This window comes from Mesorhizobium sp. M7A.F.Ca.US.006.04.2.1 (genome assembly GCF_004022915.1).
Taxonomy (GTDB): domain Bacteria; phylum Pseudomonadota; class Alphaproteobacteria; order Rhizobiales; family Rhizobiaceae; genus Mesorhizobium; species Mesorhizobium ciceri.
Map to the genome: position 1 here is coordinate 1 of NZ_RZQA01000317.1, position 6526 is coordinate 6526.

Below are 6526 nucleotides of genomic sequence, written 5' to 3' on the forward strand. Positions count from 1 at the left end.
GCTCAGCCGCGCCTTCTATGCCAGCCGCTGGCTGTCGCAGACCTGTGCCTTGCCGATCGGAAAGCCGCGCCTGCTGCGCAAATCGCGCGATGGCTTCAACGCCAAGGTCGAGGCGCTGATGGGAGCGCCGCTGTCCGACAGCGCCATCGACAAGGGCGACCCGGAGCTGCCGCTCGACTTCTCCAGGGCCCCAAAACTGAAGCTAATCTATCTGTCATCCCTGGAGTTCAAGGCCGACTTCTCCGGCCGCATCATCGAACGGCTGATCCGTCATCATGCAGCCCTCGGCACCAAGGTGCGCATCCTGGTCACCGACGTGCTGGAGCGCGACAAGGACGACACCATGCTGCATCGGCTGGCGGCCGAATTCCCCAATGTCGGGCTGCAGGAATATCGCTGGCGGGCGGATCGGGGCGCGCCGATCGACGAGCAGATTTCACAATTGCACAAGGTCCATCACGTCAAGATGCTGGCGACGCTTGCCGACGATCCACGGCGGTCGCGCGCCATCATCGGCGGCCGCAACATCCATGACGGCTTCCTGTTCCACCAGCCGATCGATCTGTCGCGCTATCCCGACCTTGAGCAATACGGCAAGACCGATGGATTCTCGCTGAACTACTATTCGAACTGGAGCGACTTCGACGTCGAGTTCGCCGATCCGGCCACGGTCGAGACCCTTGCCGCGCATCTTTCGACAGTGTGGCTGCGCGACGCCGACACCAATCTGGCGCGCCCCTTCTCCATTCCGGTCCGGTCCGCCGGCGGCCGCCCCTCAGGCACGGCGCGGCACTTCATTTCAGTGCCCTACGAGGATGGCCATGCGCTGGAGGATTATTTCGTCGAGCTGGTCGACGCCGCCCAGCACCATATCCAGATCGTCAACCCCTATCTCAACCTGACGCCCAAGCTTGCCCAGGCTGTTGACCGGGCGCTCGCGCGCGGCGTCAGGATCGACATTGTCGGCCGCATCGATCTCAAGGGCGATATCGGCGGCAAGTTCCTCACCGCGCTCAACAAGCTGTTCGTCGAGAAATATGGCGACCGCATCAACATCCGCGAATTCAAGGCGCCTGACGTGGTGCTGCATTCCAAGATCATGATGATCGACGAAAGGCTGGTCGCCATCTCGTCGGTCAACCTCAACAACCGCAGCTTCTTCCACGACAGTGAGAACGGCATGATGGTGCTCGATCCGGCCTTCTACACCAGGATGAAGCCGATCTATGACGACTATGTCGCCCACTCCAATCCGGTCGCCACCAATGTGACGATCCCGTGGGCGTATCGGCTGCTTTTCGACGAGGACTGGGTCCGGCAGGCGTTCTGACTCTCTAGCGCAGATAGCGCTCCTGCGCGAGGTCGCGGACGTCGATGTCAGGCACCCGGTTGGAGATGATGTCGGCCAGCACCTTGCCCGAGCCGCAAGCCATGGTCCAGCCGAGCGTGCCGTGGCCGGTGTTGAGATAGAGATTGGAAAGCTCGGTGCGGCCGATCAGCGGCGGGCCATCCGGCGTCATCGGCCGCAGCCCGCACCAGAACGTCGCGTCCCGCATCGCGCCGGCGCCAGGAAAGAGATCGCCGACCGAGTGTTCCAGTGTGCGCCGCCGCGATTCGTGCAGCCTGAGGTCGAAACCGGAAATCTCGGCCGTACCGCCAACCCGGATGCGGTCGCCAAGCCGGGTGATCGCCACCTTGTAGGTCTCGTCCATCACCGTCGACACCGGTGCCGCGGCGGCGTCCTTGATCGGCACGGTGATCGAATAGCCTTTGACCGGATAGACCGGGATCGGCCGCTTCACCCGGCGCATGAAACCCGCCGAATAACTGCCCAGCGCCATCACATAGGCGTCGGCGGTCTTCCAGCCCTTGCTGGTGCTGAGATTGGCAATGCGGTTGCGGCTGCGGATGACGCGCCAGATCGTCACGTCGTACTCGAACTTGACGCCACGGGCCACACAGAGTTCGGCCAGCCTGTCGGTGAACATCTTGCAGTCGCCGGTCTCGTCGTGCGGCAGCCTGAGGCCGCCGACGAACTTTTCGCGCACCCCGGCAAGGCCAGGCTCAGCCGCGATGCAACCGTCCTGGTCGAGGATCTCGTAAGGCACGCCATACTTCTTCAGCACCTCGACATCGCCGCCGGTGCCGTCAAGCTGCTTTTGCGTCCGGAACAGCTGCAGCGTGCCCTGGGTCCGCTCGTCATAGGCGATGCCGGTCGCTTCGCGCAGCGCCTTGAGCGTATCGCGGCTGTATTCGGCCAGCGGCACCATGCGCGCCTTGTTGATCGCATAGCGCTCGGCCGTGCAGTTGCGCAGCATCTTGATGAGCCATGTCCACATATGCGGATCGAAGGCCGGCCGCACCACCAGCGGGCCATGCTTCATCAGCAGCCATTTGATCGCCTTCAGCGGAATGCCGGGGCCGGCCCAGGGCGAGGCGTAGCCGGGCGAAATTTCGCCGGCATTGGCGAAGCTGGTTTCCAGCGCCGGGCCTTTCTGGCGGTCGAGAACCGTCACCTCGTGGCCGGCCTCGGCGAGAAAGTACGCCGTGGTCACTCCGATGACGCCGCCGCCCAGCACCATGATCTTCATCGTTCACTCCTTGCCGCGTCGCACGCCCTTGAGGACGCCTGGACGCGGCGCATTCCGATTTGCGCATGATCCCCGGCGAAAATCGATGCCGATTTTCGAGATCATGCAGTGTTGCCTGTTCACGCCGCCGCAGGACCGGGGTCGTCGTCCCCTGTCTGCCGCATTCCGGCCCTTTCGCCAAGGGGCCGCCAATCGGCTGCGGCGCTGTAGACGAGGGTGAGCCCATGCGGCCGTCGCGCCTCGGCCTGGGATTTCTCCCTAACGGCACGCCGCGCGGCCTCCGGCTGGTAGAGCACGGTCGCGATCAGGACCGACTCCCGCCTGCCGTCGGCCTGTTCGATCCATGCAGTCTGGCCCTCGGCCATGCCGAGCATGCAAAGCCCCCGCCTTGTCATGATCGACAGGCTGGAGCCGACCGGGCCGCGCACCTCGTTCTGCACCAGGGTCCGGGTCTGGGCGGGGCCGGCATCGACACGGAATACCAGCCTGCTGTTCAGCGTCACGATATCGGATCCGACCGAATCGATCGCGACGACCTCGGCCTTGGAAAGCTTGTCTTCAAGCATTGGAACAATCGGATCCGCGAAAGCCCGCCGACGCTCCAACATGATTTCGAGGACGGCGAAGTCCTTTGTCGTCAGCTGGAAATTCGCGCCTGTCATCACCGTCTCCATGATCAGGCCCCCTCCCGCCCGCAGGCCGGCGTATCGACCACTTCGATGGTCGCCGACAGTTCCCGGCCGCCACGGCTGCTCCAGCACACCGTCTGCCCAGCGGTCGCGCCGATGAGCGCCGTCCCCATCGGCGTCAGCACCGAGATCCTGTTTTCACTGATGTCTGCTTCGCCGGGATAGACCAGCGTGACGCGCTGGATGTTGCCGCCATCGTTGCGGATTGTCACCGCCGAGCCCATCCGCACGACATTGGCCGGCATGGAAGCCGCTGCCGTGACAACGGCACGGTCCATCTCCGAAAGCAATTCTTCGGCCGTCTCGGGCACGCGGTCGAGCGACGCCCGCGCCAGGCCCGTCAGCCTGAGATGGTCGGCATCGGTGACCAGAAGCCGACTCGGTGGACGCAATCCTGTTGCATGTTGCATGGCAAACCTCATGACTTGGCGCATCGAACAGACGCGCGCCTGCCGCCGCGCAAACGGTGGCTTGATGAAAAACCGGCAGCCGCGAAGCTGTCTGGCTCGGGAATGATAATGTCAGGTAGAAATGCCCCGGTTCGGACGGACGCCAAAAGGCGACCGCGCCGGGGCTACGATCCCGCGATCGGGCAGACCCTGAACAAGGTTCTGATATAAGCTGGGTTGCTCATGCATGGAGCCTTGCCGACAGGCGTCCGCTTGTCAAGCGCGGCCAAACCGCTCAACCGCCGACATAGCGCCGGTGGAAGCGCGGGCCGAGGCTGGTCAGGATCTCGTAGCCGATGGTGCCGGCATGGCCGGCGGCGTCATCGACGCTTTGCGAGGGACCGAGCAGTTCGACCAGATCACCCTCGCGCAGCCTGCCGCCCGGCAGGGCGGAAATGTCGAGAATGATCGAATCCATCGACACCCGCCCGACGAAAGGTAGCCGCACGCCCTCGAACCAGGCGGCGGACGCGGCGCGGCGTTGCCAGCCATCAGCGTAGCCGAACGAAATCGTCGCCAGCCTGAGCGGGCCTTGCGCATGATAGCTGTGGCCATAGCCGACGCCGGCGCCCTTTTCGACGCTGCGCGTCTGTGCCACCTTTGCCTGCAGCCGCACCACCGGCAGCATCGGATTGGACTTTGGCGGCGTCGGATTGATGCCGTAGAGGGCGGCACCGGGGCGGGCGAGATCGTAGTGAAAGGACGGCCCAAGAAAGATGCCGGAGGAATTGGCCAGCGACGCCGGCGCCTTCGGCAACATTGCGCGCAGCCGCTCGAACACCGACCGCTGCTTCTCATTGGCCGGATGCTCCGGCTCGTCGGCGCAGGCCAGATGGCTCATCACGAACCTGATGTCGATGCCGTCGAAGGCCTGCGGATCGGCGGCAACGCGATCCACATCCCGAGGCGCCATGCCGAGCCGCGACATGCCGCTGTCAACCTGGACCGCGGCCGGCAGTTTTCGGCCGGCGCGGCGGGCCGCAGCACGCCAGGCTGCCAGTTGCTCGTGGCTGTTGATAACAGCGCAAAGGTTTGCTGCCACAGCGTCCGGCTCGGCACCGGGCGGAATGCCGTTCAACACGAAAATGGCAGGGCCGGCCCCAAGCGAGCGGCGCAGGGCGACGCCTTCGCCCAGAAGCGCAACGAAGAAGATATCGCAGCCTTCGCGCAGCAGTGCCGCCCCGACCTGGCCGGCGCCAAGGCCGTAGCCGTCCGCCTTGAGCACACCAGCGCAGGCAACATCGCCCAACCGCGTCTTCAGCCGGCGGTAGTTTTCACGGATTGCACCGAGATCGATGGTGAGGATGGCCCCAGCCGCCACTTCGCTCGTGGTGGTGACCTCTTCGGGCAGTGACCTCTTGGCGGCGTCGTTCATGGCGACCGTTCTTGTGGTGGATGGGTTAGTCAGTAGTCAGTAGAATTTGGCGCGGACCGCAACAGAACATTCAACCCTACTTCCCTACTTCCCTACTTCCCTACTTCCCTACTTCCCTACTTCCCTACTCCCCTACTCCCCTACTCCCCTACTCCCCTACTATCGCACCAGATGCCGGAACGCCGCCACCACATCCTCATAGACATGGCGCTTGAACGGCACGATCAGGTCAGGAAGGTCCTGCATCGGCCGCCATGCCCATTTGTCGAACTCGGCGGTGTGGCCACCCGGCGGCGGATTGATCTGGATCTCGCTGACATCGCCGTGGAAGCGAAAGGCGAACCATTTCTGCGTCTGGCCGCGATACCGGCCCTTGAAGGCGATGCCGACGAGATGCTCCGGCAAATCATAGTTGATCCAGTCCGGCGCCTCGGCCAGTAGCGAGACGCCGCGCATGCCGGTCTCCTCATAGAGCTCGCGCTCGGCCGCCTGCAGGGGCTCCTCGCCCTCGTCGATGCCGCCTTGTGGCATCTGCCAGAGCTGCGTCGTGCCGGCAAATTCGCTGTCCGGTTCGGCAATGCGGTGCCCGACCCAGACCAGGCCCTCGGCATTGAGGATCATCAGCCCGACGCAGGGTCGGTAAGGCAGCGTTTCGCGGTCGATTTTGTTCGTCTTTGGCATCAGTCACTCTTTCCAGCCGTCTTCCGAGGGCTAGCCTTTTTGCGGATCGATAGCCACCGCTGAAATCGGCACGATCTCGATGCCGCGCTTCTTGGCCTCGACCACCCAGGATGACACGGTATCGACCGTCAGGTCGAAGGCCGAACCGATGCCGACGGCAGTGCCTTTGGCCCGCGCGGTCGCCTCCAGGCTGTCGAGCTTCTTCAGGATTTCGCCGCGATCCTGCACGGCATCAATCGCCATGTCGCCGGCGACGAAGGGCACGCCGTCTTTCAGCGCCAGATCCGGCGCCAGACTGCGCGCCGACGAGCCGTCATCGATATAGGCGAGGCCGCGTTTGCCGAGCTCGGCGATGAACGGCTCCATCGCCGCCGCGTCAGCGGAAAAGCGGGCGCCCATATAGTTCATGACGCCGGTATAGTTGGTCGTCCGCGACAGCGCCCAGTGCAGGCTCTTCAGGTTCTCGTCCGCGCTCGCCGCCACCGTCAGCGTGTTGCGTCCCGGATTGACCTTGGGATAATCGAACGGTTCGAGCGGCACCTGCATGACGATCTCGTGGCCGCTCTGCCTGGCTGCCTGCATCCAGCGGCCGATGCTGTTGCCTTGCGGCGCGAAGGCCAGCGTCACTTCCGCCGGCAGCTTGGCGATGGCCGCCTGGGTGCCGGTCTGCGAAACCGAAAGCCCACCGATGACGATCGCCACCCGTGCGCCGCGCCCGCCCGACCAGGGCCGCGCATAGAC

The 6526-nt window shown here is 64.4% G+C and carries 7 protein-coding genes; 1 reads left to right on the forward strand and 6 read right to left on the reverse strand.

Annotated features, from left to right (window positions below; translation table 11 throughout):
• Positions 1-1330: phosphatidylserine/phosphatidylglycerophosphate/cardiolipin synthase family protein (locus tag EN925_RS17795; RefSeq protein ID WP_164894263.1), on the forward strand; the 1330-nt coding region annotated here is incomplete at its 5' end.
• Positions 1331-1334: 4 nt separating this feature from the next.
• Here EN925_RS17795 and EN925_RS17800 read toward each other — a convergent pair.
• From EN925_RS17800 to EN925_RS17825, 6 genes are all read right to left on the reverse strand, one after another.
• Positions 1335-2591 (reverse strand): D-amino acid dehydrogenase, encoded by a 1257-nt coding sequence (locus EN925_RS17800; RefSeq protein ID WP_013529082.1) that lies wholly within the window; start codon positions 2589-2591, stop codon positions 1335-1337.
• Between the two features lie 119 nt (positions 2592-2710).
• Positions 2711-3265, reverse strand: coding sequence for a nucleoside-diphosphate kinase (locus EN925_RS17805; RefSeq protein WP_013529081.1), 555 nt, complete (start codon positions 3263-3265; stop codon positions 2711-2713).
• Between the two features lie 2 nt (positions 3266-3267).
• The gene (gene rnk, locus EN925_RS17810; RefSeq protein ID WP_013529080.1) at positions 3268-3690 is read right to left on the reverse strand and encodes a nucleoside diphosphate kinase regulator; all 423 of its coding nucleotides are present in this window, start codon (positions 3688-3690) and stop codon (positions 3268-3270) included.
• Positions 3691-3964: 274 nt separating this feature from the next.
• Positions 3965-5104, reverse strand: a complete 1140-nt coding sequence (gene alr, locus EN925_RS17815) for an alanine racemase (protein ID WP_127369336.1) — start codon at positions 5102-5104, stop codon at positions 3965-3967.
• A gap of 159 nt (positions 5105-5263) precedes the next feature.
• The gene (locus tag EN925_RS17820) at positions 5264-5785 is read right to left on the reverse strand and encodes an RNA pyrophosphohydrolase (protein ID WP_013529078.1); all 522 of its coding nucleotides are present in this window, start codon (positions 5783-5785) and stop codon (positions 5264-5266) included.
• Positions 5786-5815: 30 nt separating this feature from the next.
• Positions 5816-6526, reverse strand: a 711-nt coding sequence (locus EN925_RS17825) for a divergent polysaccharide deacetylase family protein (protein WP_164894264.1), incomplete at its 5' end; no start/stop codon positions are given.

Bases quoted from the DNA above. Each gene is read 5' to 3' on its own strand.
- EN925_RS17800 (WP_013529082.1), bottom strand. From the start codon at position 2,591: ATGAAGATCATGGTGCTGGGCGGCGGCGTCATCGGAGTGACCACGGCG.
- EN925_RS17805 (WP_013529081.1), bottom strand. From the start codon at position 3,265: ATGGAGACGGTGATGACAGGCGCGAATTTCCAGCTGACGACAAAGGAC.
- rnk (WP_013529080.1), bottom strand. From the start codon at position 3,690: ATGCAACATGCAACAGGATTGCGTCCACCGAGTCGGCTTCTGGTCACC.
- alr (WP_127369336.1), bottom strand. From the start codon at position 5,104: ATGAACGACGCCGCCAAGAGGTCACTGCCCGAAGAGGTCACCACCACG.
- EN925_RS17820 (WP_013529078.1), bottom strand. From the start codon at position 5,785: ATGCCAAAGACGAACAAAATCGACCGCGAAACGCTGCCTTACCGACCC.